This window comes from Longimicrobiales bacterium (genome assembly GCA_028823235.1).
In the GTDB taxonomy this organism is placed as follows: domain Bacteria; phylum Gemmatimonadota; class Gemmatimonadetes; order Longimicrobiales; family Gaopeijiaceae; genus UBA2589.
In genome coordinates, this window is record JAPKBW010000013.1 from 38828 (window position 1) to 65810 (window position 26983).

At 61.2% G+C, this 26983-nt stretch carries 26 protein-coding genes; all 26 read right to left on the bottom strand.

Going from position 1 to position 26983, the window contains the following annotated elements; translation table 11 throughout:
• Positions 1–13: 13 nt before the first annotated feature.
• Positions 14–361: a histidine triad nucleotide-binding protein gene (locus OSA81_09090; protein ID MDE0899158.1), complete on the bottom strand. Its 348-nt coding sequence runs from the start codon at positions 359–361 to the stop codon at positions 14–16.
• Between the two features lie 683 nt (positions 362–1044).
• Positions 1045–1914, bottom strand: a complete 870-nt coding sequence (prmA, locus tag OSA81_09095; GenBank protein ID MDE0899159.1) for a 50S ribosomal protein L11 methyltransferase — start codon at positions 1912–1914, stop codon at positions 1045–1047.
• Positions 1911–3062 carry a molecular chaperone DnaJ gene (dnaJ, locus tag OSA81_09100; protein ID MDE0899160.1) on the bottom strand — a complete coding sequence of 384 codons (1152 nt, stop codon included), beginning with the start codon at positions 3060–3062 and terminating at the stop codon, positions 1911–1913. Before dnaJ ends, prmA begins: the two co-directional genes overlap by 4 nt.
• A 43-nt stretch (positions 3063–3105) precedes the next feature.
• Positions 3106–4176, bottom strand: a complete 1071-nt coding sequence (gene hrcA, locus OSA81_09105; GenBank protein ID MDE0899161.1) for a heat-inducible transcriptional repressor HrcA — start codon at positions 4174–4176, stop codon at positions 3106–3108.
• 31 nt (positions 4177–4207) lie between these two features.
• Complete coding sequence (hemW, locus tag OSA81_09110) at positions 4208–5395, bottom strand: radical SAM family heme chaperone HemW (protein ID MDE0899162.1); 1188 nt, start codon at positions 5393–5395, stop codon at positions 4208–4210.
• A gap of 108 nt (positions 5396–5503) precedes the next feature.
• The gene (gene obgE / locus OSA81_09115; GenBank protein MDE0899163.1) at positions 5504–6529 is read right to left on the bottom strand and encodes a GTPase ObgE; all 1026 of its coding nucleotides are present in this window, start codon (positions 6527–6529) and stop codon (positions 5504–5506) included.
• 2 nt (positions 6530–6531) lie between these two features.
• Positions 6532–7539, bottom strand: a complete 1008-nt coding sequence (locus OSA81_09120; protein ID MDE0899164.1) for an asparaginase — start codon at positions 7537–7539, stop codon at positions 6532–6534.
• 148 nt (positions 7540–7687) lie between these two features.
• A complete protein-coding gene (locus OSA81_09125; GenBank protein ID MDE0899165.1) occupies positions 7688–9313 on the bottom strand; it encodes a S41 family peptidase in 1626 nt (541 codons plus the stop codon).
• A gap of 82 nt (positions 9314–9395) precedes the next feature.
• On the bottom strand, positions 9396–10043 hold the full coding sequence (tmk, locus tag OSA81_09130) for a dTMP kinase (protein MDE0899166.1): 648 nt from the start codon (positions 10041–10043) through the stop codon (positions 9396–9398).
• A 19-nt stretch (positions 10044–10062) separates the two neighbouring features.
• Positions 10063–11376, bottom strand: a complete 1314-nt coding sequence (locus OSA81_09135; GenBank protein ID MDE0899167.1) for an inositol-3-phosphate synthase — start codon at positions 11374–11376, stop codon at positions 10063–10065.
• A 50-nt stretch (positions 11377–11426) separates the two neighbouring features.
• A complete protein-coding gene (locus OSA81_09140; GenBank protein MDE0899168.1) occupies positions 11427–11786 on the bottom strand; it encodes a YlbF family regulator in 360 nt (119 codons plus the stop codon).
• A gap of 48 nt (positions 11787–11834) precedes the next feature.
• Positions 11835–12728 (bottom strand): peptide chain release factor N(5)-glutamine methyltransferase, encoded by an 894-nt coding sequence (gene prmC, locus OSA81_09145; GenBank protein ID MDE0899169.1) that lies wholly within the window; start codon positions 12726–12728, stop codon positions 11835–11837.
• Positions 12725–13822: a peptide chain release factor 1 gene (gene prfA, locus OSA81_09150; protein MDE0899170.1), complete on the bottom strand. Its 1098-nt coding sequence runs from the start codon at positions 13820–13822 to the stop codon at positions 12725–12727. The genes prmC and prfA overlap by 4 nt, the downstream gene beginning before the upstream one ends.
• A gap of 45 nt (positions 13823–13867) precedes the next feature.
• Positions 13868–14080 carry a 50S ribosomal protein L31 gene (rpmE, locus tag OSA81_09155; protein MDE0899171.1) on the bottom strand — a complete coding sequence of 71 codons (213 nt, stop codon included), beginning with the start codon at positions 14078–14080 and terminating at the stop codon, positions 13868–13870.
• 100 nt (positions 14081–14180) lie between these two features.
• Positions 14181–15719 carry an apolipoprotein N-acyltransferase gene (gene lnt, locus OSA81_09160; protein ID MDE0899172.1) on the bottom strand — a complete coding sequence of 513 codons (1539 nt, stop codon included), beginning with the start codon at positions 15717–15719 and terminating at the stop codon, positions 14181–14183.
• Between the two features lie 394 nt (positions 15720–16113).
• On the bottom strand, positions 16114–16428 hold the full coding sequence (locus tag OSA81_09165) for a Gfo/Idh/MocA family oxidoreductase (protein MDE0899173.1): 315 nt from the start codon (positions 16426–16428) through the stop codon (positions 16114–16116).
• A gap of 32 nt (positions 16429–16460) precedes the next feature.
• On the bottom strand, positions 16461–17138 hold the full coding sequence (locus OSA81_09170) for a hypothetical protein (protein ID MDE0899174.1): 678 nt from the start codon (positions 17136–17138) through the stop codon (positions 16461–16463).
• A 16-nt stretch (positions 17139–17154) separates the two neighbouring features.
• Positions 17155–18618 carry a 30S ribosomal protein S12 methylthiotransferase RimO gene (gene rimO, locus OSA81_09175; GenBank protein ID MDE0899175.1) on the bottom strand — a complete coding sequence of 488 codons (1464 nt, stop codon included), beginning with the start codon at positions 18616–18618 and terminating at the stop codon, positions 17155–17157.
• Positions 18619–18634: 16 nt separating this feature from the next.
• The gene (locus OSA81_09180) at positions 18635–19318 is read right to left on the bottom strand and encodes an outer membrane lipoprotein carrier protein LolA (GenBank protein MDE0899176.1); all 684 of its coding nucleotides are present in this window, start codon (positions 19316–19318) and stop codon (positions 18635–18637) included.
• Positions 19296–21839: a DNA translocase FtsK 4TM domain-containing protein gene (locus OSA81_09185; protein ID MDE0899177.1), complete on the bottom strand. Its 2544-nt coding sequence runs from the start codon at positions 21837–21839 to the stop codon at positions 19296–19298. Before OSA81_09185 ends, OSA81_09180 begins: the two co-directional genes overlap by 23 nt.
• Positions 21836–22558, bottom strand: a complete 723-nt coding sequence (locus OSA81_09190) for a 2-phosphosulfolactate phosphatase (GenBank protein MDE0899178.1) — start codon at positions 22556–22558, stop codon at positions 21836–21838. Before OSA81_09190 ends, OSA81_09185 begins: the two co-directional genes overlap by 4 nt.
• Entirely contained in the window at positions 22555–23910 is a 1356-nt protein-coding gene (accC, locus tag OSA81_09195; GenBank protein MDE0899179.1) for an acetyl-CoA carboxylase biotin carboxylase subunit, read from the bottom strand. Before accC ends, OSA81_09190 begins: the two co-directional genes overlap by 4 nt.
• Positions 23911–24002: 92 nt before the next feature.
• Complete coding sequence (gene accB, locus OSA81_09200) at positions 24003–24464, bottom strand: acetyl-CoA carboxylase biotin carboxyl carrier protein (protein ID MDE0899180.1); 462 nt, start codon at positions 24462–24464, stop codon at positions 24003–24005.
• Entirely contained in the window at positions 24461–25027 is a 567-nt protein-coding gene (efp, locus tag OSA81_09205) for an elongation factor P (GenBank protein ID MDE0899181.1), read from the bottom strand. Before efp ends, accB begins: the two co-directional genes overlap by 4 nt.
• A gap of 36 nt (positions 25028–25063) precedes the next feature.
• Positions 25064–25498 carry a type II 3-dehydroquinate dehydratase gene (gene aroQ / locus OSA81_09210; GenBank protein MDE0899182.1) on the bottom strand — a complete coding sequence of 145 codons (435 nt, stop codon included), beginning with the start codon at positions 25496–25498 and terminating at the stop codon, positions 25064–25066.
• Between the two features lie 24 nt (positions 25499–25522).
• Complete coding sequence (locus OSA81_09215; GenBank protein MDE0899183.1) at positions 25523–26965, bottom strand: hypothetical protein; 1443 nt, start codon at positions 26963–26965, stop codon at positions 25523–25525.
• Positions 26966–26983: the final 18 nt, after the last annotated feature.

Here is a 26983-nt window from a genome sequence, read left to right on the forward strand (position 1 = left end):
TGGGCTTAATATTTCATCCCGGAGGCCAACCCAGCCCACGTCCACCAAGAACGTGCGCGTGCAGGTGGTGGACCGTCTGTCCCCCGTCATCACCGGTATTCAGGACAGTACGAAAACCTACCTCTGCGAGCCCTTCCCTTTCCGCCACCTCGCGCACAGCCAGCAGCACCTCCCCCATCAGCTCAGCGTCCTCGACGGCTGCTTGGGCCAGCGACGGTATGTGTCGCTTCGGGATCACGAGTATGTGAACCGGCGCCTGCGGCCCGATGTCCCGGAACGCGATGACCGCGTCCGTCTCATAGACGATGTCCGCAGGGATGTCACGGGCAACGATGCTGCAGAAAAGACAGGAGTCGGTCACCGGGAATATCCTCAGAGTCGGACGGCAGGGTACCGAACCTGGCTATGCCAAGGCCGATTCATCGCACGGTAGGCAGTACGGAGGTGGAAATCTATCCGTCCCTCCATGACATGGAGCCGCCCTAAGTTGCATCGGATTTTTCTAGCCCCACAACCGATCCGAGGGCGACAGCCCGCGGGAACCATCCACCGAATAACCCATGAACGCAATTGCGAGCGCCGCGGACACGGTCCTGCGCGGACATCCACACCCGACTCTTCCCCTAAGTGATCTCGTGGAGCGCGTCGCCTCAGACGTGGCCAGCTCTGCTACGGCAGATCGCGTTCGCTTGGCCCCGAACGCTCATCCTGAGCACTTCAGAGTCATCGACACCTGGACACTTGGGTACGCGCGGGAGGGAGGCGGGGCTGCATCAAGGAGCTGGGTCGGCTCGATCACCGAGCCCTGGACTCGCGATCAGGGCGCCGCAAAAGGTGCCACTGCTCCGGACCGGAGCGCTCAAGGCCGGACCCTCGGAGCCCCAGCGCCAACGTGCGCCAGTTGGCGCGACATCTCGGCAGTCGGTCCCGCATGGCGGTCAGGCGCTGCGCTTAAAATTCCAGAGCGCTCGGCCCGCGAAGCGGTGTGCCGACACGTTCCGGCACTGTCGGGGACTGGCTCTGATCCCGCAAGGAGCAAGCGGGCTAGCGGTCGAACCGCCCCGAGCGCCACTCGCCGTCTGCGTCGACCGCCTGAACGGAAAAACCGCGCGCGACGATCGACTCTTCGACATCGGCCCACTCATGGTCGAGAATGCCGGAGACGATCATCCAGCTTCCCGCGGGCAACGCGGAGGCGCATCCATCGAACAACGGTGCGAGCAACCCCGCCTCGATATTGGCCACGATACCGGATACCGCCCCCCGGTCCGCGATGTTCTCCGTCGTCGCAAAACCCTCAACGATTTCGATCTGCTCGTCGACTCCGTTTCGCTCCACGTTCTCCCGCATTGCCTCGCAGGCGAGCGAATCCGCCTCGATCGCGACCACGGAAGCGGCCCCCAATCGAGCCGCTGCGATCGCGAGGATACCGGAACCCGCGCCGATATCCAACAGCCGATCACCAGGCTGGACTAACCCGTCCAACAGACGCAGGCAGCCCCGCGTCGTTCCGTGTTCAGCGGTACCGAAGGCCATGCCCGGATCAAGCTCGATGACGATGTCTGCCTCCGAGACGTCTGGCGGGTCGATCCACGAAGGGTGGATGACGATCCGATCGGTGACCCGACGGGACACCAGACCGCGTTTCCACGTCTCCGCCCACTCCTCATGCTCCTGCCAGTCGTGCTCAAGGTGAATCCGGTCGAGGTACGTCTCCCTGGTCAGTGTCTCATGCAACTCAGCGACGAAGGCCACCGAGTCGTCTGGCTCTTCAAACCACGCGATGAACCAGCCTGCGCGCTCCTCGACGCCACGGGCGCCCGACCCGACTATCGCGTCAGCCAGTAACGCACTCCGATCGGCAGACGCGGGAGAGCGAACTCGCACTTCCAGCCATCGGCGAGACTGGCTCATCCGCCGGTGAACGCCTCCTTCACACGCGACCAGAACCCTTTGTGGGAGCCTCTGCGCACCTTGTCTGGCGCCGCACGCTCGATCTCGGCCAGACTTCGCAGGAGCTCTTCCTGCTCGCCAGTCAGGTCCGAGGGCGTCCACACCACGACCCGCACCAACTGATCGCCGCGGACCGAACCGTTGACCTCGGGGACACCCAGGCCTTTCAGGCGCAGGATTTCACCACTCTGGATTCCATCGGGGATCGTGAGATTAGCCGGGCCGTCAATCGTCGGCACTTCCACTTCAGTCCCGAGTGCCGCCTGAGTAAACGTGACGGGCAGCTCGTGAACCAGATCCGATCCGTCGCGTACGAAACGCGGGTCATCCTGCACTTCGAGTAAAACGATCAGATCACCACGATGCCCGCCGCGTGGGCCAACACTCCCCCGCCCCTGTAGCGTGAGATAGTTCTCGGACGTCACACCCGCCGGAACTTCGACTTCAAGATCGCGTTCCTGTCGCCGCCGGCCCTCTCCCGAGCACTTAGAACAGGGCCTATCAATGACACGGCCCTCTCCCTGGCACGTGCGGCAGGGCTGGACGCTGACGAACTGCCCTAGAATGGATCGCTGCACCAAGCGTTCCTCGCCGGAGCCACCACACGTCTGGCACGCTGTGGGTGCGCTGCCCGCAGCGGCACCTGAACCGGTGCAGGTGTCGCACTCATCGAGCAAGGCGACCCGGACGTTCTTCGTGACCCCGGCCGCGACTTCGGAAAGTGTGAGCGACAGGCGAATACGAACGGTTTTTCCCTTCCGGCTCGCCCCCTGCTGGCTTCGGCCACCACCCATGCCGAAGTTGGAGAAGCCTCCGAAGTCGCGCATGAAAACGTCGATCGCTTCGTCGAAGCCGAACCCTGCGCCCGAGTGGCCACCTCCGCCAGCGCCCCGCACCCCCTGCTTCCCGTGGCGATCGTAGATCGTCCGCTTCTCGGAGTCCCTGAGAACCTCATACGCTTCAGTGACTTCCTTAAAGCGCGCCTCGGCCTCTGCCGACCCCTGATTTTTATCAGGATGGTACTGCATGGCCAGCTTCCGATAGGCCTTCTTGATCTGATCGGCGTCCGCGTCTTTCGGGACCCCGAGCTCTGTATAGTAGTCCGACATCTAATTCCTGTTGGTCTCCCTCGTCGCCTGCGAGGCGCAGGAGTCAAGTCGCGAGAATTCGCGTAACGAGAGATGAAGTGTAGTCCACGATCGTTACAATTTTTTCGTACGGCATGCGGGTCGGGCCAATCACCCCGATGACGCCCTTCAGGTCGCCCACGCGGTACTCCGCGGTCACGAGTGTGAAGTCCGAAAGAATACTCGAATCGTTCTCGCCGCCAATGGTAATACGGAGGCTTCCTCCGTGGGTGCGCGTACCCACCGCCTCAGCCAGAAGATCCCGCTCTTCCGTGAGGCTGATGAGGTTCTTCAACTGCTGCCCGCTCTCGAACTCCGGCTGGGCTGCCAGCACACTCGCGGGGCCCAAGTGAAGTCTCGACGACGCGAGTGAATTCAGATCGAAAAGCTCCGCGCTCGACTGAACGAAGACATTCAATAACTCCGCTCCGCGCTCATCATCGATCGAATCTCGAAGCCGTTCCGGGAGCGTGCGGCGTATCTCGGTCAGCGTCTGACCAGCCAGCCGCTCGTTCAGAGCGACGGTGATCGTCACGAGAGTCGCACTAGGGATTTCGACAGGAAGATCGACGTATACCGTTCGAACCACCCCGCCCCGGATCGTCGCGACCAACAGCACCTTGCTACTCGAGACCCTGACCAGCTCGAGCTTGTCCAACACGGCCTCTTCCAGCGTTGGCGCAACCGCCACACCGAGCTCGTTAGAAATGAGACTGAGTGCCCGCGTTGCGTGAAATACGAGTCGCTCGACCGCTGAAGTACTCGCGCCCTGGAGCTCCCGCTCCAGGTTCTGTCGATCCTGAGGCGTCGGCTCCGACGGCTCCATGAGGCGATCGACAAAAAACCGATATGCCAAATCGGTCGGAATCCGACCAGCAGAGGTGTGCGGGTGGAAGAGGTAACCCTTCTCCTCGAGGTCGCTCATCGTGTTCCGAATGGTTGCCGCGGAGACGCCTAGATCGAAAACCTTCGACACAGTCCGGCTTCCCGCAGGCTCCGCAGTATCGACATAGGTGCGCACGACGGCCTCAAGAACCTGTCGTTCTCGGTCGGACAAATCTGTTCCGACTATGTCACGTCGATCGTTGGTAGCCATAGTCGAAGATCGAAACTCTGTTACGTGCGGGTCAACCCGCCGTGCCAGATTCGTCGAGCTCAACAGCAAGCTGATCGAGCAGAAGCCACCCTTCTGTGGTGAGACGAACACGGGTCTCGTCCCGAGTCGCCAGCCCGCGGCGAACCCAACCGGAGGTCACGCTGTCTTGGTCGGACCCTAGCGCCGGGCGTGGGATCCCGTCATCGGTTCTGAGGCCGAGCCAGGCCGACTCGAGGCGTCGAGCCTCATCGTCAATGGCCTCTCGCTCTGCCTCTGGCGATCGACCCGCGGCGACCTCGAGTCGGTACGCTTCCCAATCCCTCACATTCCACCTCCGGATCGGGGAGGCGAAGCTATGGGCCCCGTTGCCTAGACCCAGGTAGGGGACGTCCGACCAATAGGCAGCGTTGTGGCGAGCCTCGGATCCCGGGCGGGCAAAATTCGAGACTTCATAGTGCCGGTAACCCGCAGCAGTGAGAACCTCGACGGCCCTGATATACTCCTCCTGATACTGGTCCTCATCGACTGGAGCCTCTCGGTTTTCGCGGACAGCCCGGCCGAGCGCGGTCCCGGACTCGACGGTAAGTCCGTACAGGCTGACATGAGACACATCGAGATCCAGCACTCGCTCGAGGTCATCGTCCCATGAACGTCCGAGTCGGGCTGGCAGTCCGAAAATCAGGTCGACACTCACGTTCTGGATCCCGGCGTCTCGAGCGGCCGCCAGCGCCGCGATCGGCCCTTCGGCACCGTGAAGGCGTCCCATCCACTTAAGTCCGGCTGGGTCGAAGGTCTGAAGCCCAAGGCTGATGCGATTCACTCCAGCGCTCGCCCAGGCCGACGCGACGTCCCGGGTCAGGCTCTCCGGGTTCGCCTCCGCCGTCCACTCGAACTCCGGGTCGGCGAGACGGTCGCGTCCGAAAAGTGAAGCAAGCCCCTCCATCGCTCCCGGGCCAAGAAGCGATGGAGTTCCTCCGCCGACATACAAGGTGTCGAGGCGTTCCGAGAGAACGAACAAACCTTCTTTGCGAACAAGAGTGAGTTCCTGACCAAGAGCTTCGATCCAGGCCGGCAGGTCACCGGTACGACGCACCGTCACCGCAAAATCACAGTACACGCATCTGCGGGCGCAAAATGGCGCGTGCACGTATACCGAGCCGGTTTCGATAGCGTCCTGAGGAGCGACAGACTCGTGAGCGGTGTTCTCCCGCCCTGTCATGCGGCTCGCCTGAAGCGCATTCCCGGCAGCTGATCGAGAACCAAGAGATCGACGGCATCCTCCGGAATGCCGTCAGACGTCACTTCGGGAAACCCTGGCCGTCTCGCATCAGGGCGTCCACCACTCGTCCGGCGAAGATCCTCGTTCCTCGGCCGTCACCGCGTCACGCGCCTCCCAGAGCTTTTCGAGAAGCTCGGGCAGCCCTTTCCGAGCGATCGCCGAAAAAGAGAAAACGCCCAGTGCGTTGTCCGCTAATACGGTCGGACCCGGATCGTCCGGGCCGAGCATGTCGGTCTTGCTAAGTCCCACGACGAACGGGGTCGTAGCAAGATCTACTGAATACGCTTCGAGTTCGGCACGAATACGCTCGTATTCCGCCTGAGGGTCCTCCGCGTCGACGGGAATCATGAGGAGGAGCACTCTGGTTCGTTCGATGTGCCGAAGGAACTGGTGCCCGAGGCCCTTCCCTTCATGCGCACCCTCAATGATTCCCGGAATATCCGCGATGACAAACGAACGGAAGCCCGAAAGCTGAACGACCCCGAGGTTGGGTTGGAGCGTCGTGAACGGGTAGGCGGCGACCTTGGGTGTCGCAGCGGTCACCGCGGCCAGCATCGTCGACTTTCCTGCATTGGGCTCCCCGACGAGGCCGACGTCCGCGATCAGCTTCAACTCCAGCCGGATCGTCCGCTCTTCCCCCTCTTCACCCGGTTCGCAGTGCCTAGGAGCCTGGGTTGTCGCGGTCTTAAAGCGAGTGTTCCCCCGCCCTCCACGGCCACCCTTCGCAATAACAATCGACTCGCCATCCGTGAGGAGTTCGCCGATCAACTCCTCGGTTTGGGCGTCGTACGCTACGGTGCCAGGTGGGACCCGGAGAACCAGGTCTTCGCCGGACCGGCCTGTCATGTCTTTTCCAGCCCCGTGCATGCCCCGTTCAGCTTTGTAGTGGCGTCCGTAGCCGAAGTCGAGCAGGGTCGCGAGCTGGCTGTCGGCTTGGAGATGTACATCGCCACCCTTCCCGCCGTCTCCGCCCGCCGGACCGCCCCTCGGCACTCCGGTCTCTCGGCGAAAAGCCGCCGAGCCAGAGCCGCCAGTCCCGGCGATGACCTCCACTACTGAGCGATCAACGAACATCGTCAGGCCCCCGCCGTCGCAATGGCTGGCAGATCAAACTCAGCTCGAATCTCACCGACGATCTCACCGCGCGTGTTCATCACGTCCGGATTCGCGTGCACCCGGAGCCGCTCCACCTCTGTCGCGTCAAGCACCCCGAGGCACTCCAGCGTCCGAATGAGTGCCACCTCAACAGCTCGTCGTCCTCCGTCCGGGACCTTGATGGCGAAGCCGAGGCCCTGTGAAGGCACGCCTCCGCCGTACACACCCTCGGCGCCAAGCTTCACAAAGACCCGGTCGCCCGCGACTTCCATGACCTCTGTGCATGTGCGGCCCGTGCCACCGACCATGAACGAATTCGTCGTCATAGCGTCGACGACAACGGCCGCTGGCTCCCCTCTCGACGCGGCTGCAGCATAGCGTGCGAACGAGGCCGCCATGACGTCCAGTGGCACAGCAAAGCACGGAATGCCACATCCATCGATGCCCTTCCGGATGCCGTCCCGAGCGACACCAGTCCACCGCTCCACTTCCGTGAGCATGCGTTGCTGGACCGGGTGCCACGCCTCCTGGTAGTGCTCGGGGTCCCATCCCATGGCCAGAGCAAAGGCGATCATGCCGGCGTGCTTCCCTGAGCAATTGTTGTGGATCCGATCAGGCGCATGTCCACCCGCCGCCAGTATTTGCGCAGCGAAGGGCGAAAATGGAGCGTGCGCGCCGCACTGGAGCAGTGATTCATCCGCACCCGCTTTGGCAAGGATGGATCGCGCCCCTGTAACGTGGGCCAGTTCCCCTTCATGTGAGGCACAGCATAGCGCGAGTTCTTCCGGGGTCAGTCCGAATCGCCCAACTACACCCTCCTCCACCAGCGGAAGGGCTTGCATCGGCTTTGCCGCCGATCGATAGAAGGTCATCGTCGTCTCGTCGCCCACACTCCCGACCTGCCCTTCGGTTTCGTGCCACACCGCAACAGACACGGCATGCCTCGACTCCACAACGTCACCGCGAACGACGGAGACGACACCGCTCACGACGCGTCCTCGCAGGGCAGCACCGTGCTTGGGGGCGCGATTCGGTGCACCTCAGAATGACTGAACATGCGGGAAATCAATCACAGAGTGCGAGGCACGGAAATACCCGACTGGGACACGCCGACAATCGATACCCCAAGTTGCCAGCTCAGCCCTGGGGTTCAGCCTCTGTCTGCAGGCCGGTCACGTCCGTGATCAACTGGCCAGGTGTCGGCGCACTTCCCAGAATCTCGACCGCCCGAAGAAGCTGCAGATCATGGGCAAGAAGCTGACTGAATGCTCCTGGATCACCCCACGCCTGCAATGCGATTTCACGCTCGAGGTGATATCGGACGAAGCGCTCCGCATTGTCGAAATCAGCTCGATCAATCGTCGCCCCGTACTCGGGAAGCATGGTGTAGAACGTCTCGATTTCAGCCGTACCGACGGTGAAGCCGATCTCCAACTCCGGGTGCTCGGCCACATAACCGACAGCGTAATTGAAAAGCGTCAACGAGAAAGCGCCTGCCCGTGCGAAGAGTCCACGCACCGCATCTACTTCACGCGGTACGAGCGTCTCCGGAGCCACAAAAAGATCTGGGGTAATCCCGCCTCCACCGTAGAGGGTGCGACCGGACTCGGATTCAAACGTCGGGCGCCCCTCAATACTCGACGGCTGTACGAGTTGTCCCGCGATCGAAAGTACGTGGGAAGGTTCAGTCTCCCCTCGATCTCCGGACTCAAGATGAATGGAACGCCCAATCGGCGTGAACCATTTCGCCGTGGTCAGACGGAGAACGTCGCCGCCCGTCAGCCGGAAAAGGCTTTGGACAGATCCCTTTCCAAAGCTCGCCTCACCGATCAGGATCGCTCGATCGTAGTCCTGCAGCGCACCCGCCACGATCTCCGACGCCGACGCCGACGACCCGTCGACCAATGTCACGACAGGTAGCCCCGGAAAACGATCGGGGGTTGAAGACGAGAACGTTTGGTTCTGGTCGTCGGCCCGTCCACGCGTCTCGACGACGGACTGGCCCGGCGCCAGAAAGAGATCCGTCACGGCGATTCCCTGGTCAAGCAATCCTCCGGGGTTACCACGGAGATCGAGGACCAGGCCAGTCATTCCCTCCTGCAGGAGTGAATCGACGGCAGCCCGTACTTCGGTGGCCGAGGTCTCACGGAACGTCAAAAGCGGCACATACCCGACACCATCCTCGAGCATCTGGGCGAAAGGGACCGCTTTCAGGCGAATGACCTCACGGGCAATCGTGAATTCGATCGGTTCCTCAACACCCGGTCGGAGCATCTGAATCGTGACCGTATCCCCCGGCCGGCCTCGGAGAAGCTCCACAGCCTCATCCGTCACCATCGTATCTGCTCGGACTCCTTCGATTTCGAAGAACTGATCGCCAGTCCGGATGCCCATTCGCCCACCGGGGCCACCAGGAATCGGGCTCACGACGGTGACATAGCCGCCACGGTCGATGACCTCGAGCCCGACGCCGCCGTACTCACCTTCCGTACGGATTCGGAGGTTTTCGTAGTCGGACGCAGGAAGAAAGGACGAATGAGGGTCACCAAGGTCACGGAGCAGGCCGTCGATCGCGGAGTTGTAGAGCCCTTCCATATCAACGTCGTCGACGAAGCTAGATTCGACACGGTCCACGACCTCCTGCAACACACGGGCGCGCACATAGACGTTTTCGGCCCGATCCACGCCCTCTTGCAGCAGCCACCCACCGGTGATAACCGAAAAGAACACGACCAGGAATGGCGCGACAACACTTCGTTTCATGATCCCCTTGTCATCCTCGTCTGTAGGAATCGTCGGAGAGACGATCGCCAGACCCTAGCATACTCCACCCGAACATCTTCGGTCACCCGAACGGGGGAAAGATTGTCGGAAAACGCGCGATGAGTCGATCGCGGATCCGTGTGTGAACATCCTCAGTCAATCCGCGAGCGTTCACGACCTCGACGCCGGGCTCAGACGCCGCAAGAGAGAGATACCCGTCGCGTACGGCCTGTCTGAATCCTGAGCCCGCCAGTTCGATCCGATCCGGCTCAGCCCCGTCCCTCGCCTGGCGCTGCTCACCCTCGGACGCCGGCAAATCCAGTACGAGGCAGAGATCGGGGGCGAGGCCTCCGGTCGAAATCTCAATCCCGCTACGAACCTGGTCGAGGTCGAGCCCACGCCCGTATCCCTGGTATGCCAGCGTCGAAAGAGAGAATCGGTCCGCGAGGACCGTCGTACCGGCATCAAGTGCAGGCCGCACGACATCTCGGATAAAGGCGGCCCGGGCTGCGAGGATCAACAGCAGTTCGGACTCGGGGGGCATATCCAGGTCTCGCCGCCTAAGAACAAGCTCCCGGATCGCCTCGCCCACAGGCGTGCCCCCGGGCTCCCGTGTCGAAACATGAGGAAGCCCAATGGCATCGAACCAGGCAGACAACAGCGCAATCTGAGTCGTCTTACCAACCCCATCCCCACCTTCGAGAACGATGAATCGTGCCGTCCCGGTCATACTGCGCTACTCCCAAGTTTTAGTCGTAGTACTCGACACCAAGATGCGTAACCATCTCTTCACCCATCATCCAGCGAAGCGTGTTCTTGAGCTTCCAGTGCTGAATGAAGATGTCGTGCTCGGGGTACAGACCGGGGACGGTCTGCGGAGCCTTGAAGTAGAAGGACAGCCACTCCTGAATGCCATCCATTCCTGACCGACCCGCGAGGTCGAGAAAGAGGGCGAGGTCCAGAACGAGCGGGGCTGCCAGGATCGAGTCACGGCAGAGGAAGTCCACTTTGATTTGCATGTGGTACCCCATCCATCCGAAGATGTCGATGTTGTCCCAACCCTCTTTATTGTCACCACGTGGCGGGTAGTAGTTGATCCGCACCTTGTGGTACATGTCGCCGTAGAGCTCCGGGTAGAGCTCCGGCTGAAGGATGTGCTCAAGTGCTCCGAGCTTCGACTCCTCTTTCGTCTTGAATGACTCCGGATCGTCCAGAACCTCGCCGTCCCGGTTACCCAGGATATTCGTACTGAACCAGCCCGACAGCCCGAGCATCCGCGTCTTGAAGCCCGGCGCAAGTATGGTCTTCATGAGGGTCTGACCCGTCTTGAAGTCCTTTCCTCCGATCGGAACACCCCTCTCCTTGGCCAAGTCCTCCAGCGCCGGGAAGTCAGCGGACAGGTTCGGAGCACCGTTCGCATAAGGGATGCCTTCCATGATGGCCGCATACGCGTACAGCATGCTCGGCGCTACCGTCGGATCATCAGCCTTCATCGCAGCCTCGAACGACTCAATCGTTTCGTGCGCGGCCCCTGCGCGAAGGAAGATCTCCGTGGAAGCACACCAGATCATTACGGCCCGAGCGCAACCGTTCTGCTTCATGAAGCGACGGATGTCGCCACGGATCTCCTCGGCCTGCTCGAACTTGGTCCCAGTTTTGGTATTCGGGCCTTCCAATTTCTTTACGTAGGCCGAGCTGAACGCGGCCTTCATCGGCTTGATCGAAGACATGAAATCCTTGATCGGATCCAGGTGGTTCTCCTTGTGGAGAACTCCGGCGTTTAGGGCGCTTTCATATCCATTGTCCGGAATCGGATCCCACGAGCCAAACACCAGGTCTTCGAGCCCCGCCAGCGGGACAAAATCCTTGATGAGGGGGGCATTCTCGTCTGTCCGCTTTCCAAGCCGGATCGTGCTCATCTGAGTCAGACTGCCGATCGGCCTCGCGATCCCCTGCCGGGTACCTTCCACGCCGGCGACGAACGTCGTCGCGACCGCGCCTAAGCCCGGGAGCAGAACACCGAGCTTACCCTCAGCCGGCGTAATCTCTCTTGGTCTTCCCACGTCTTCTCTCAATTTTTATGTGGTTCTGATCAATCACCAAAGTGGTCGATCTATGAAGAGATGATGATGCGGCTGGCGGCGCCTTCTTCGATGCCCTTGGCCACGGTCTCATTCACCTTGTACATGACCTTCTCGAAATTCGTCTGAGCCGAGATGACTCTCTGAAACGACGGCAGCGCCTGTAGCTCTTCCGCCGTCGCCGTATACTGGCTCCGGAGCTCCTCATCGGGCTCCTGCCCTCCACGCATCTGGGCCTCGAGTTGCGCCTCCAGCTCCTGGATACGGTTCCGGAGCGTGACCAGATCTCGATCTTCATCGGCCGCGTCCGTCGCCCTCTTCAGCGCCTGGTACTCATCAGTGCGAGCGAGCGCCCCACCGAGCTCCTGTGCCATCTCCTGAATTCCAGCCATCCCAATCTCCTCTTTCAGCAGCGGTCGAACCGCTGTTCAAATGCAGTGTCAGACCCCGTGCGCGAGCACGAAGCGTTCTCTCCCCGCGTAGTCCCTCAGGACTCGAATCTCTTCGTAGTGACCGACTCCCTCAAGCAGGCTCGCCACATACGGCGCGTGCCCAGAGCCGACCTCTAGGGCCAGCAATCCGCCAGCCTTCAGGTGATCTCGTGCTTCTCCAACCATCCGGCGAATTACATCAAGTCCGTCAGGTCCGGCAAAGAGAGCCTCACGCGGCTCCCAGTGACGAACCTCGGGTTCCAGCATCACTTCATCTGCCTCTGCCACATAGGGTGGATTGGAAACGATTACATCGAAGCGTTCCCCTTCCAACAGGGGCTCGAAGAGCGAGCCCCACCGCAAATCGACCTTGTCGACCAGCTCGGCGGCATCACGGTTGCGTCGCGCGACCTCGAGCGCCACCTCCATAATGTCAGTTGCCGTGACGTGTGTAATATACCCCTCATGGGCGAGGGATAGCGCTATTGCCCCAGAACCCGTGCCGATATCGAGGGCTACCGGGTTGACCGGGGCCGCCACCTCAGTCCACTCATGGATGACATCCACGAGCACTTCCGTCTCGGGTCGCGGGATCAGGACGCCCGGACAGACTTCAAGGTCGAGCTCCCGGAATGGCTGTCTCCCAATGATGTACTGGAGCGGTTCTCGAGCAGCGCGCCGCTTGAGAAGCGGCCGGAATCCGTCGAGTTCATAGCGTGACAGTGGTCGCTCGAATTCCAGATAGAGCTGCAGTCTGCCAACACCGACGACGTGCGCGAGCAGGTGCTCCGCATCCAGTCGGCTTGAGGATACGCCCTTGTCTGCGAGGTAGTCCGCACTCCACAGAATCATACGCAGGACAGTCCAGCTTTCTTTCGAGGAGTCCGCGCCATTGGCGCTCACGCCTCGTCGGCCTCCATCTGTTCTTCCTGATCAGCCAGCCGCAGCGCGCTCGTCAGTTCATCGAGATCACCGCCCAGCACATCGTTCAGTCGATGTAGCGTCAGGCCAATTCGATGGTCAGTCACGCGACTCTGGGGAAAGTTGTAGGTGCGAATTTTCGCCGACCTGTCTCCGGTACCGACCTGGGTTCTCCGTTCCCGTGCACGCTTTGCCTCGGATTCCGCAACCATGTGATCCAGCAGTCGGCTCCGAAGCACCTTCAGTGCCTTCGCCTTGTTCTTGAGCTGCGATTTCTCGTCCTGGATCGAAACAACGAGCCCAGACGGGATATGCGTAATCCGCACCGCAGAGTCGGTGGTGTTGACCGACTGACCACCGGGACCCGATGATCGATAGACGTCGATACGGAGATCATTCGGGTCGATCTCCAGGTCGACCTCTTCCGCCTCAGGAAGTACAGCCACGGTCGCCGCTGAGGTGTGAATTCGGCCGGAGCTCTCGGTCGTAGGGACCCGCTGCACCCGATGCACACCAGACTCGTAACGAAGTCGGCTGTATACGCCTCGGCCACGGAGCGTGAAGATCGCTTCCTTGATGGACCCCGGAATGCCTTCGGAGACGTTCATGAGTTCCATTTTCCACTTGTTGCGCTCGGCGTACAGCCGGTACATCCGCATGAGGTCGGCCGCAAAAAGTCCCGCTTCGTCGCCGCCCGTACCTGCGCGGATCTCAATCACAGCCGGACGATCCCCTAGAGGGTCAGGCGGAATCAGAAGCTCTTTCAGTCGCACGCTGAGAGTCTCGATCTGCCCGGCCAGCGACTCGGCCTCCTCTTCCGCCATCGCCTTCATCTCGGGGTCCACTGACTCCTCGATCAGCTCGACCGCATCCGCGTGCTCGCCAAGAGCATCACGCAGGGCCTGCCCCGCAGTGACGATGGGCTCGAGATACGCCCGCTCCTGTCCCAGCTCCCGAAGCATGTCCGGGCTCGATAGGACTCCAGGGCTGCCGAGCGCTTCCTGGACGCCGGTAAAGCGACGCTCAGCGTCCGCCAGACGGTCGTCCAACCTCGGGTCGAGCGTCGCGGCCTTCATGATTCGAAGTCGAACCAAAGACCGCCGTAGCGGCCCATCATCGGCTTACGGCTGAGCCGCCGGCTCGCCGTACTTCTTCTTGAATCGGTCGACGCGACCTGCGGTATCGACGAGACGCTGTTTGCCAGTGTAGAAAGGGTGACACACAGAGCAGATGTCCAAGTGCACTTCTTCCTGCGTAGCCATGGTCTCGAACTTGTTGCCACAGGCGCAAGACACCGTCGCTGTCATATAGTCGGGATGGATGCCCTGCCTCATGTCCTGCTCCAAACGGCTGAGTTGAAAACGGACCGGGTCGAATCGACCTAGGCCCGGAACCGAGCGCCTGTTGAGCGCGTCGGTGCTTAGCCCGGAAAACTTAAACGACCTGGGAAGGGCGGTCTAGTGACAAGCTCTGCCTGTGGCGTCGACTCTCTGCGATTCCCCACAAAGCCACCAGCAACGTCAGGGCCGCAGAAGCCTGCCCGAGCAAGTCTCCATATCGGGTATAGAACGTCAGAACGTCAGTCGTCACGATCTCCTCGATCGCCACGTCCTCCTCGAACAGGCGAGTTGCCCGGTGGACCCGGCCGACCGGATCGATGAAGAGTGAGATCCCGGTGTTCGCAGATCTGGCCACACCCGTGCGATTCTCGATCGCCCGCATGACCATGTGGGCCGGATGCTGCCAGAGCGCCGTCGTTCGGGAGTACAGCGGCTCGCGGCCGTACCACGCATCGTTCGTAATGTTGATCAGCACATCCGCGCCGGCGCGGCGAAACGCTCGGGAAGCCTCAGGAAAAACCGACTCATAGCAGATGAGTACTCCGTACGCGGTCTCATCGACCATCGCCAGCGGCCACCCCTCTCCGATTCCGTACTCGCCGAAGAACGGGAATCCGCGAAACAGACTCATGGGGACAAACGGCACCCTCTCGACAACCGGCACCAGGTGGTGCTTGTCGTACTGGAAGTCCATCAACCCCTGAGGGTTAACCATGAACGCAGAGTTGTACGGGGTCGCGCCTCCGTCGTCGCGCTCGACGAAGCCGTAGGCGCCGAACAGAATCGGCGCGCCGACTTCTCGGCTGTAATGCTGCAGATCTCTCACCTCTCCGCCCCATGCCGGTGCCTTCGGCGCAATCGGGAGTGCCATCTCTGGCAGAACGACGAGGGATGCACTGCCCGGCTCGATGTCCACCATAAGTCGATCGAGCGCAGCAAACGTACTGTCGAGGCCCACCTCAGCTTCGAGTTTGAGGTGCTCCGCGATGTTGGGCTGGACCACCGCTACCCTGCCAGCCGGGCGCATCTCGATCGTGTTCGCCCGCCAGACGCCCCATGCCATGGGCACTGCCAGCACCACGACCGTCGCGAAGGCCGGGCGCCGCCAGTCCAAGCCTTCACGAACGCGAAGCAGCGCAGTGGCCAGGATGCCGTTGACCAGCGCGATCCAGAACGTGACTCCCCTAGCCCCGACCAGTTCGGCGACGCCGACCAGCTCCGGGAAGCCAGTGAGCGACGTTCCGAGGCCGAGCCAAGGGAATGCAAGCGTGCTCGGGAGATGAGCTCGCGTCCACTCCAGCGCGGTCCACACGACGGGCAGCGCGATCCAAAGGGGAATCCGCGCATCCGTGAGGGTGCGGTGCAGAAGTCCCATGAAGACCGCAGCGATCGAGACAATGAGCGCCAGCGCCGCCAGATACGCCGGGAGCGCGAGACCAGTGAACCAGATCAACGCGACCAGTAGCCAATAGAAGACGGAGCCGAAGTAGATCGTCCCGAATACGAGTCCTCCGCGTTGCGCCGCACGCCGGCCCTCCGCCCCTTTCGGCAGCCCGTGGATCCAGAGCGCAAGCGGAATCAGCCCTACAAAGGGAAGAATCAGCGGGTGAAGCGGCGGAAAGGACAGTGCCAGCAGAACGGCTGAAAGCGCCGGAAGCAGTCGCTCCCCACGGCGAGGGAACCACCCGGCCTTAAAAGACCTGCGACCTATAAGTCCCCCTCTCGCCCGGTTTCCGTCGACCGATAAGCGGCTTCGACAAGTTGAGCGAGACCGACCTGCTCCACCGGAGCCGATACTTCAGCTACGCCACGGTCCTGTCGCACGAAGTCGTCCAGTAGTCGACGGTAAACGTTGGTATGCGGATTCTCTCCGCTTGACGGTCGCGGCTGTCGGGGCATCTCGTCTGGGGGGCGCCCACCCAGCTGCTTGAAAACTTGGAGAGGCGAGATTAATCCAGACCTTCCCGAACCCATAAACGGCAGGTAGAACCAGTCCTCTCGCGAGAAGAGCCTGTCGCGAGTCCCGATCATCCTGGCATCCGTGCGGAGAGCACCAAGCCGGTCTGCACAACCGCCTCAGCCAGTCGTGAAGCTCCTTCCGACATAGCGGCCAGCGGCCGTTCCACCAGCACGTGCCTGTCGTGTTCGAGCGCCGATACCGCCATATCCTCATGGATGCTGTTCGTTGTACAAAGAACGACCGCGGCGATCACGAGCGGTACCAAGAACCGGCGAGAGAGCGTCTCCGCATTGTGATGATCCGAGTCTGCGACCGCAACCAGGTCCACGTCCTCACGTTCCGCAAAGATGGGCAGGTGCACGACCTGACTGATCGGCCCCAAGTCCGATGATCCCCCGTCGCAGGGAAGCTCGGTCAGTTGTCACGACCCTCCCCCGGCGCGTTGGGTCCGATCATGAACTGCAGGCCCCCTCTCACTTGGAAGTACTGCAGGTTCGGCATCACTTCATAGCGGCCCGATCCGTAGATGCGGAGCCGCTTGGTGAGTGGGAACTCGGTCCCAAGGTGGAGATTGAATCCTGGATCAACGGAGTCCAGAAGATCCTCGACAAAGGTCCCGGCAATCACCACGCCATCGCCGTCGATGACGTGAGCCGAAACGCCAAGACCGCCGAAGGTGAGCAGGTGGAGCGGCAATTCCCAGACTACATGAGCGTCGACCGTGATAGCGATGTCCGTGTATTCGATCGTCCCGAGGTCGAGGTTCGGCTGCACGCCATTGTTCTGCGCGGCTACCAAATCACGGACCCGATCCTCGAACTTCATGATCTCGCTGCCCTCGAGCCGCGAAGACATATAGGTGACCGACGGGGCTATGCGGAGCCCTGGTCCGGCATACCCGAGATCGAAGCGAAGTGTATATGTCTCGGTCGGCTGGACTCGATTCGGCCAGATGTAACCGACCTCCAGTCCGACACCGCGAAGCGAGAGATGCGCATAGTCGACGGCGGAGACGTCCTGAGCCCCGGCCGAACCACCGAGGGTAAACAGACCCGCAGCGACAGCGACAGCGAATCGTCTTGGTCGGATCATGGTAATCCCGGAAAGGTCAGACGGAGTCGTTCACTTCAGCGATCAGATCATAGTCCAGGGCTTCGACAATCGTAGCGGTCACGAGATCCCCCGGGCGGATATTATCCGGGGCCCGAAGATGTGTAATCCCGTCTACGTCGATCGCCTGTCCGACGGTTCGGCCAGCGGCTGTGAAATCAGGATCGTTCTCAATACGTTCGTCGACCAGGACAGTCATCGTCGATCCGACAAGCTCGAGATTCCGCTCAAGGGAGATGCCGCGCTGCACCTCCATGACCTCTTCGAGGCGTTCTTCGATGATGTCTTCCGGTACCCGGTCCGGAAGATCCACCGCACGGGTCCCCACTTCGACCGAGTAGGGGAACGCGCCCACCCGCTCAAACCGCATCTCATCGAGGAGATCGAGCATCTCGCGGAAATCGTCATCGGTCTCGCCAGGAAAGCCGACGATCACCGTCGTCCGAAGCGTCAGATCCGGCACTGCATCGCGAAGCCAGCCCACACGCTCACGAATCGTGTTCTTCCGCTCGGGTCGCCGCATAAGCTCGAGGATTCGATCGCTCCCGTGCTGAAGCGGCATGTCGAGATACGGGACGATCCGCTCCTCGCTCGCAATCAAATCGACCAACTCACGCGTCATCCCCGAGGGATACATGTAAAAGAGCCGATACCACGGGACATCAGTGCCTGCGATCAGCGCCCTGAGCAGGTCCGGTAGCAGCGGCGCCGACCGATCGTGCCTCCGCAAATCCCGGCCGTACCAGGTCGTATCCTGCGAAATGATGTTGATCTCTCTCACGCCCGCTGCACCGAGTCCGGCAGCCTCACGAACGAGCTCGCCGACCGGTTGCGACCGGTGCAGCCCTCTCATTAGGGGAATCGCACAGAAGGCACACGTGTGGTCACAACCTTCACTGATCTTCAAAAAAGAGGTGTGCGGTGTCTCTGTCGAAAGAATTCGGAGAGGCTGCTCCATCGTGGGAACGAACGACTCTTCATCTGGAAGAAGTCCACGGCTTCGAAGTTCCGGGATGAGCGTCGGCAACTCGGTGAGCCCAAGGAACAGGTCGACCTCGGGGATCTCCTGCTCAAGTTCGTCACCGTGGCGCTGTACGAGACAACCAACCGCGACAACTGCCTTCAGGTCGCCCTCGTCCTTCAGCTCACATGCTTCGAGGATCGTCTCAATCGACTGCTCTTTGGCCGACTGGATGAATCCACACGTGTTTACGATGACGACTTCGGCGTCGGCGACGTCGGACGAAACGCGTGCGCCGTATCCAACGAGCGCCGCCATCATCCGTTCAGAGTCGACGGTGTTTTTGTCACATCCGAGCGTGATCAGCGCGATGCGCGGACCATTCTCATCGCCTGTCGCGTCGATCTCGACATGAACCGGAGCGACATCAGGCGAGACGCCAGGGCGGACCGGGCCAGGAGAAATCGGGAATACGGGAAGATCCCGGGTTTTCATCGTCATTGAGCAGGCATCCTGATCATCGCTCCATTACCAAGGCGCCAGGCGGCGGGGTGAACGAAAAGAACCCACTACCCGGATCAGCACCAAACCCGACATTCTCAAGCGTGATCGTCCGCACGTTTCCGTTCTCTTCCTCGAGTCGAACTCGTCGAAGTACGGGCTGCCCTTCATCGATCCAGACCAAGGCTGCGCGATACGACATGGGGTTCTTGGGTACCATCAGGAGTCGGTGCGTCTCATGCCCCTCGATCGACTCCGATGCCTCATACGTGACCTCGTACTTCTGTTCCGGGTCCTCCAGAAACTCTCGATGGAAGTCCCTGCCACCCGCACTGCGGTCCGCCGTCGTCTTCAGGACAGTTCGCGCGTCGCTACTCGGGAAGTAGACCCAGGCACTCTCGCCATCGACAACGATCAAATCGCCCTCAGGATCACCGAAGCGCATCGCGAACAGGTTGGGGCGCCCCTGGCAGAGTCGACCACTCCCGGTACGCTCGACTCCGAGAAGTGGTACAAGCAGGTGCTGGGTAAAGTCCGCGCACAGGGCCTCCACCGACTCATAACGATCCGCGGCCCCATGGAGCACATCCAAGCCACGGTCCTGGGCTCCAGCCGCTGTGGGTACGAGCAGGGCCAACAAGGGCAAAGATCCGCACCACTTCATTCTGCGACCCTGCTCAACAGATGTCGTCCAGTTCATCCATCATGACGAGGACCTCGCGTCCCTTCGATCCATCGGATGGACCTAGGACCTCCGCGTCGTGAAGCTGATCTACGATTCGGGCCGCCCGTCCATACCCGATGCTCAAGCGGCGTTGCAGAAGAGAGGTCGAGCCGCCGCCGTTCTGAATGCACACTTCGGCCGCGGCACGGAAGAGTTCGTCCCAGTCGCCCTTGATGGCGTCCTTTCCCCCTGACTCCTCCTCTTGCTGCTCCCTGACCTCCTGAAGGATGTCCGGCTCCGAAGACACGTCGAGCGTCGTGCCCGACTCGCTTGCATGCTTCTCGAGAAGATCGACGTACCATCCCATCAGTCGCTCGGTATCCTCGGTGGATAGGTAGGCACCCTGAATTCGAACGGGCACAGAGCCGCCGGGCGGCAGGAACAGCATGTCCCCGTTGCCGAGAAGCGCATCGGCGCCGTTCTGATCGAGAATCGTCCGAGAGTCTGTCTTGGACGCGACCCGGAACGCGATTCGCGTCGGAAAATTCGCCTTGATCAACCCGGTGATGACGTTCACTGAGGGCCGCTGCGTCGCCACGATGAGGTGAATCCCGATGGCTCGCGCCTTCTGCGCGAGCTGAGTCAGCGGTTTCTCCACCTCCGACTGGACCGTCATCATCAAATCCGCCAACTCGTCGACCACAACGACGATGTACGGCATGACGCCTTCGGAGTAGATCCACCGGTCTTCGTCTCCTTCTGGGCCCTTAGGCTCTGAGCGCCGGAGGACCTGGTCCTCGCGAACCTTCTTGTTGAACTCCCCGAGTGAGCGGACGTAGTTCGCCTTGAGGAGGGCGTACCTCCGCTCCATCTCTAGGACAGCCCATTTCAGTACGCCGGCTGCATCCCGAGGGTCGGTTACCACGTTGTGCCGCAAGTGCGGGAGGCGTGAGTAGACAGAGAGTTCGACCATCTTTGGATCGATCATCAACAGCCGCAGGGTTTCCGGCGTGTGTCGGTATACCAGGCTCGTAACAATCGTATTGAGGCAGACCGATTTTCCCGCACCGGTCGCGCCAGCGATGAGGAGGTGTGGCATCTTCTCCAGAGCGGCCACGTACGGCTTGCCGTTGAGATCCTTCCCGAGTGCGAGTGGAAGCTCCCCTTTGGCCCGTCGGAAATTCGGAGCTTCGAGCATCTCCCTCAGATTCACGATCTCCGGCTGTGGGTTAGGGATCTCAACACCTACCGCGCCCTTGCCCGGAATGGGCGCAACGATGCGGATCGTGCGCGCCTTCATAGCTAGTGCCAGATCGGCGTCGAGGTTGGCGATCCGATTCACTTTCACGCCGGGGGCCGGCACGACCTCGAACTGCGTGACGACCGGTCCTGTGGTCCGGCCTCCGAGCGAGCTCTCGACGTTGAACGTACGGAGTTTGTCCACAAGGACTTCCCCGAGCTTGTCGAGCTCCCGCTCCATACTGGTTCGATCCTGAGACTGCGGAGCGCTGAGAAGGTCGACCGGTGGCACCTCATGTTCGATGTCGCTGCCCGCGTTGGGATCTACGAGATCACCTTCGTGCTCGGCATCCCATTCGTCCTCGGCCACCTCACCAGCCTCTGCGTCGCCCGACGAGCCCGACGGCGTCTCCTGATGTACCTCGGCGGCACCCTCCTCGACTGACAGCCCCTCATTCGAAGGCGAGGTCGATCTTGGACCGGGATCATCACCCGCGGTTTTGTCCGCGCCATCCATCCAGTCCGGCGCGAACCCCTCGACTGCCCCCTCCGTCTCTTGCACCACCATCCGCTCTGCCCGAGCCGCCGCGTTTTGGGCATGAACCTCCTTAAACTCCTTGCCTTTGTCCGCAAGCACCTTCGCCGTTCGGCCTGCAGCCTCGCCACTGACGATCACGCCCTTTCCTACCGAGCGAAGCGGATTCCACCCAAGCGTTGCAATGCTCAATGCCACGAAGAGAACCCCGTCGACCAGCATCGCACCGAAAGGGCCGAGGAGCTCTACCAACGGCTTGCCCAATAATTTTCCCAACCATCCAGCCGGAATCGGATTCTCGGCAGAGAGCGTCCACACGGCGATGGGAACGATCACCAGCAGCCCGGTCACCAGCAGCCCGGAGCGAATGGTCCGCTCCCAGGAGAGCCAGTTGCCGACCCTTAGTCCGAGCACGCCGAACAAGATGGGCACCAGAATCGCGGAGTGTCCGACGCCACCTAGTAAGGTTTCTTTGATGCTGGCTCCGACACCCTTGAGCATGTTGTCCTGAGTGAACCACTGATCGCCCAATTGTCCGAAAATCGACACGGGCACGAGCGATAGCAGGAAAACGAGAGCGATCGAAAGCATCCCGACGGCCACGATCTCCCTGCGCTGTCCCGCGGTCAGGGCGAAGCCACCGCCGCCACTCTTTCCGGCAGAGGACTTCGTCTTCTTAGCCGCACCCGAGCGGCCGCGCTCCGCCTTCTTTCCGCCTGTGGCGGCCTTGCTCGCAGAGCGGCTCTTAACGCTGCCCTTACCGGTTCCGCGTTTCTTTGTCACGCCTCGACTCGCGTAATGGCTTGATCAGTCATGAGCGCGACAATTTCGTGACGATCGATATCACAGCAGATCACGAGGTCATCGCCCAGACCGATCTCGATGATCGCAGCCCCACCGGAGGCGAGACTCAGGAACTCCCGTGTCGGGTTGCGCGCCGAGGCCAGTGCGCGAACAGCCCGTGACGAATCGTTGAGCGCTGGTTCCTCATCGACCTCTTTCACGAGCCGCCGAATGAGGTGGCCCGCGCACAGCGCGTCATCGAGAGAAAAGCGGTCGTCCTGCCCTGCGCAGATGATGACGAGACGCTCGTCCCCAGCGACGGCTTTCGCGACCGCACCCAAATTCGTGAATGCACAAGGAAGGAGTCGCCGCCCTTCCTGACCAACGTTCAGCGCCCGAGTTCCGTCCCTCGTGCTCATCACGAGCTTCTTGCCCTGAACCGTCTCCTCGGTGAATTCGCGAGGCGAATTTCCCAGGTCGAAACCTTCGACCTTATGCCCCTTCCGTTCACCGCAAAGCAGTGTGTCCTCCCTGCCCATTGAGGACGCCAGCCGCACAGCCTCTTCGGTCGAGTCCGTGGGGTAGATCGCACGTGCTCCGTTGGCGAGGGCCTCAATGATCGTGGTCGTCGCACGAACTACGTCGATGACCACAACCGTCGCGTCACCGATCGTGCCGGTGTCGACCTCAGGAACCGTAAAGTATGTGTCGATCCTCATTCTTTCGGTGTGCCCTCCGCCATCATACGGGCAACGAAGCCCGTGTCCACTTCCCCTCGCACGAAGGCTTCGTCATCCACGATTCGTCGGAGAAACGGGATGGTGGTCGGAATACCTTCGATGATGGTGTGATCAAGCACATGTCGTGCCCGAACGATGGCTTCTTCCCGCGTGTTCCCACTCACGATGAGCTTTGCGAGGAGCGAATCGTAGTAGGGCGGCACTCGGTAGCCCGTGTAGATATGCGTATCGAGACGTACGCCCGGTCCGCCTGGCGGGTGAAACGTGGTGATCGTCCCCGGCGCCGGAGCAAAATCGCGATCGGGGTCCTCTGCGTTTATCCGAAATTCGATCGCGTGCACGCGATGTTCCACAGAGTCAGGCACGAGGAGGGGTTCACCCGCAGCTACACGAATCTGTTCTTTCAGAAGGTCGATACCCGTCGTGACTTCAGTCACTGGGTGCTCCACCTGAATGCGAGTATTCATCTCCATAAAGAAGAACTCTCCGCTCTGGTCGAGCAGAAATTCGACCGTCCCCGCGCCCACATAGTCGATGGCCTTGGCCGCTTTCACGGCTGCTTCGCCCATTTCGGCACGCAGTTCTGCTGTCATCGCAGGCGAAGGGGCTTCCTCCACCAACTTCTGGTGCCGCCGCTGGATCGAGCAGTCTCGCTCGCCAAAGTGAACCACTCGGCCGTGTGCGTCGCCAAACACCTGGATCTCTACGTGACGGGGCTTGATGATCGCCCGCTCGAGATAGACGTCAGGATTCCCGAAGGAAGCTCTTCCCTCGTTCTGGGCCGCTGTGAAGAGCTTAGGGAACTCTTCTATGCTTCCGGCCAAGCGCATGCCCTTTCCGCCCCCTCCAGCGGACGCCTTGATCATGATCGGGAAGCCTATCTCCTCCGCAACTGGAAGTGCCTCCTCGACCGTGTCGATAATCCCATCGGAACCTGGCACCGTCGGCACCCCAATCTTCATCATGGTAGCCCGAGCGGTCGCCTTGTCGCCCATGGACCTGATCTGATCTGGAGTAGGCCCAATGAAGGTGATATCCGCGCGAGCGCAGATCTCACTGAATTCGGCGTTCTCGGCAAGGAAGCCGTAACCGGGGTGAATCGCCTCCGCGCCGGTCACCTCAGCCGCAGCAATAATCCGTGGGATGTTCAGGTAGCTCTCGGTCGCAGGGGCTGGACCGATGCATACGTCTTCGTCCGCAAATCGAACATGGAGAGATTCACGGTCGGCCTCAGAGTAGACGGCCACCGTCTCCACTCCGAGCTCGTGACAGGCGCGAATGATGCGGAGGGCGATTTCCCCCCGGTTCGCGATCAGGACCTTCTTGAACAAATGTTTATCTCCTGGATCGCACCTGGCCCATTCATGCGGGTGGTCCAATCCAATTCACGCCCCTCACGGGGCAGACTCGAGTTGGTGTCGCCCTAGCTAGGGTCGACCCGAAACAGGACCTGTCCAAATTCGACCGGCTGCGCATTCTCGATGCATATCTCGGCGATCGTCCCTGTCACCTCGCACTCGAGCTCATTCATGAGCTTCATGGCTTCGATGATGCAGAGCGTGTCCCCGGGCATCACACGAGCCCCCACTTCGACATAAGAGAGTGCGTCCGGTCCGGGTGAGCGGTAAAACGTACCCACCATCGGGGATATGATTTCCACCAAATTGCTGGCCGCGACCGGTGTTTCGGTGGCAGGAGTCGCTGCAGGCGCCGGCAGAGCCACCGCAGGTGCGGGAGCCGCGGTAACCGCAACAGGAGCCACCACAGTACCACTCGGGCTCTTGGACAACCGCACTCGCGTGCCACCGCGCTCAATATCGATCGAATCGACGGAGCTGTTGTCGAGAGCGTCAATCAGCCGCTCGATGAAGTCGAAGTCCATCATAGGTTCACCCGCGACAGGTACTTCTCTTCACGTCGGTCGATCTTCAACACATCACCCTGCTCGACGAATAGTGGAACGTTGATCGTGGCACCGGTCTCGAGCTTTGCCGGCTTGTTCGCGCCCTGCGCAGTGTCGCCCTTGAATCCCGGATCCGTCTCCGTAACGAGGAGCTCGACGAACTGAGGCAACTCCACGCTGATCACCTTCTCATCGTGAACCAGCCCTTCACACGGCATGTTCTCCTTGAGGAACTTGAGCTGGTTCTCTCCCAGGAGATCCGCAGCGATCGGGATCAGGTCGAAGGTCTGCGCATCCATGAAGTAATAGAGATCGCCGTCCGTGTAGCTGTAGTTCACCGGGCGCCGCTCGAGACGTACGTCATTCACCTTCTCGCCGGCGCGATAGGTTTTCTCCACAACCGCGCCCGTAAGGACATTCTTGAGTTTGGTGCGCACAAAAGCCCCACCCTTCCCGGGCTTCACATGCTGGAAGTAAGAAATGGCCCAGAGATCGCCGTCGATCTCAATCACCATCCCGTTACGGAAATCTGCCGTACTGGCCATGCGATCTCTCGGTTGATTCGCTGAACGTGTAGGAGGCTAGCCGCGGAGCCTGGAGACCAGGCCGCGTAGCCCTAGAAGATAGCTTTGGACACCGAAGCCATAAACCACACCGCTGGCGACGGGAGAAAGGTACGAATGCCGACGGAAGGTTTCTCGCCCGGCCGTATTCGACAGGTGCGCCTCGACAAACGGCCGATCGACGCCCGTCAGCGCATCCCTGAGAGCGATGGACGTGTGGGTATAGGCACCCGGATTGATCAGAAATCCGTCGACGCGGGCCGAAGCTTCGTCGATGAAGTCGATGAGTTCCCCTTCATGGTTTGACTGGAACATCTCGACCTCGACCCTGAGCTCTTCCGCCAGATCAGCAATCATGCGGTTCACATCATCCAGAGTGTCGCGTCCGTACACCTCGGGCTCTCGGCGACCGAGTAGACGGAGGTTGGGCCCGTGGACCACCGCGATTCTCATGAGACGCCTCTCAAACGACCGGCGCTAATTGCCAGAAGTCCAGTTGAGGATTGCATCGAAATACCGACCGATGTCTCCCCGGTCCGCTTCAGGTTCGGAGGCTTCCGCTTCCTCTCCAGGCCAGGCGAACGGCGTGTCAACATCGTCCACACCGTTGCCAATCTCGGCAAGCTCACGTGCCAGCGTTTCGACATCTTCCTCGGTCGCCACCGCGGTGCCCGGCCCTTCCTCCGCAGACGCTTCTTGGTCAGTCGAGTCTGCAGGTGTGTCAGCTTCCTGCCCGCCCTCAGGGGCGAGGCTGTCCACCCGTGCAGGAGATTCGTCCGCCGGCACGGGCCTGCCCTCGAGTTCCGCGATCCGCGTTCGCAAGTCATCTGCGTCTGGATCAGCCTCCAGCAGACTGTGGAGTACGCCAAGCGCCCGGTCGACGAAGCCCTGCTTCACATAGAGCTCAGCGAGTGTCCTCGTGTGGAGTGGCGCTTCGCTGTCCACCTCAGAACTCTCATCCGGGACGTAGGCCATGTCGCCAAGCTCCAGGGCATCGGGATGCTCTTCGAGCTCGGGGTCCGCGTCGGGCGAAAGCAAACTCAAGTCCATCACGTCGGCGGCCGGCTCTGGTGCTAGGGCCGCGAGATCCACCGCATCGGTGTCTGCGATGACCGCGCCGACGGAGTCGTCATCCATTCCGGCCAGCGCTGCCGCGATCGAATCAAAATTATCGAAGTCGGTCTCAGCGCCCGCTAGTGCGGCCTCCACGCCACTTGGCACAGCTGTCGAAACTGCGTCCCTATCATTAACGGACACTCCTTCAGTGTCGATTGCATCGGAGTCCGGGAGGACCTCACTCAGGCCGACAGATCCGGCGTCGCTGACACTCTCATCCGAAAGCCCGAGGGTGAACAGGGCATCCCGAAGTTGGGGGTCCTCGTCGGCTGCCCCACCGTCGCCCAGGGTCATCTCATCGAGCAAGGAGGCAGGCCCTCCCTCTTCGACCGAGACCAGTTCGATAAGCTGCCCCGACGCTGCGTCTGCCAAGTCGGTCGTGTCGTCTGCGACCGAGGCATCGAGCTGTGGTGTAGAGCCAGCCTCCTCCGACTCTGGATCCAGTCCTACGAGTGTTCCACGCAACGTGGCCGTCTCGTCCCACTCGCCGCGATCTGCCAGAATCGTCGCAAGCGTCGAGAGTGCGACGATATTGCCCGGATCAAGATCTAGCACACGCCTCGTGGCGCACTCAGCCTCCCCGTGCATCCCCTGCTCGAGGTACAGACGTGATGCCACGACATGGCCCGTCGCGACATCGGGATGGCGCGACGTACCGTCAGCCAGAAGGTCGAGCGCCTCCCGGACTTCACCTTTCCGGAGAAAGGCATCCGCGAGCGGCGCGAACGCCAGCCCATCCGGGTCGCGCTCAGACCAATAGATCGACTGTAGAGTCTGGATCTCCTGGTCGAGTGACTCAGACACGCGTGCTCCGGTAAAATG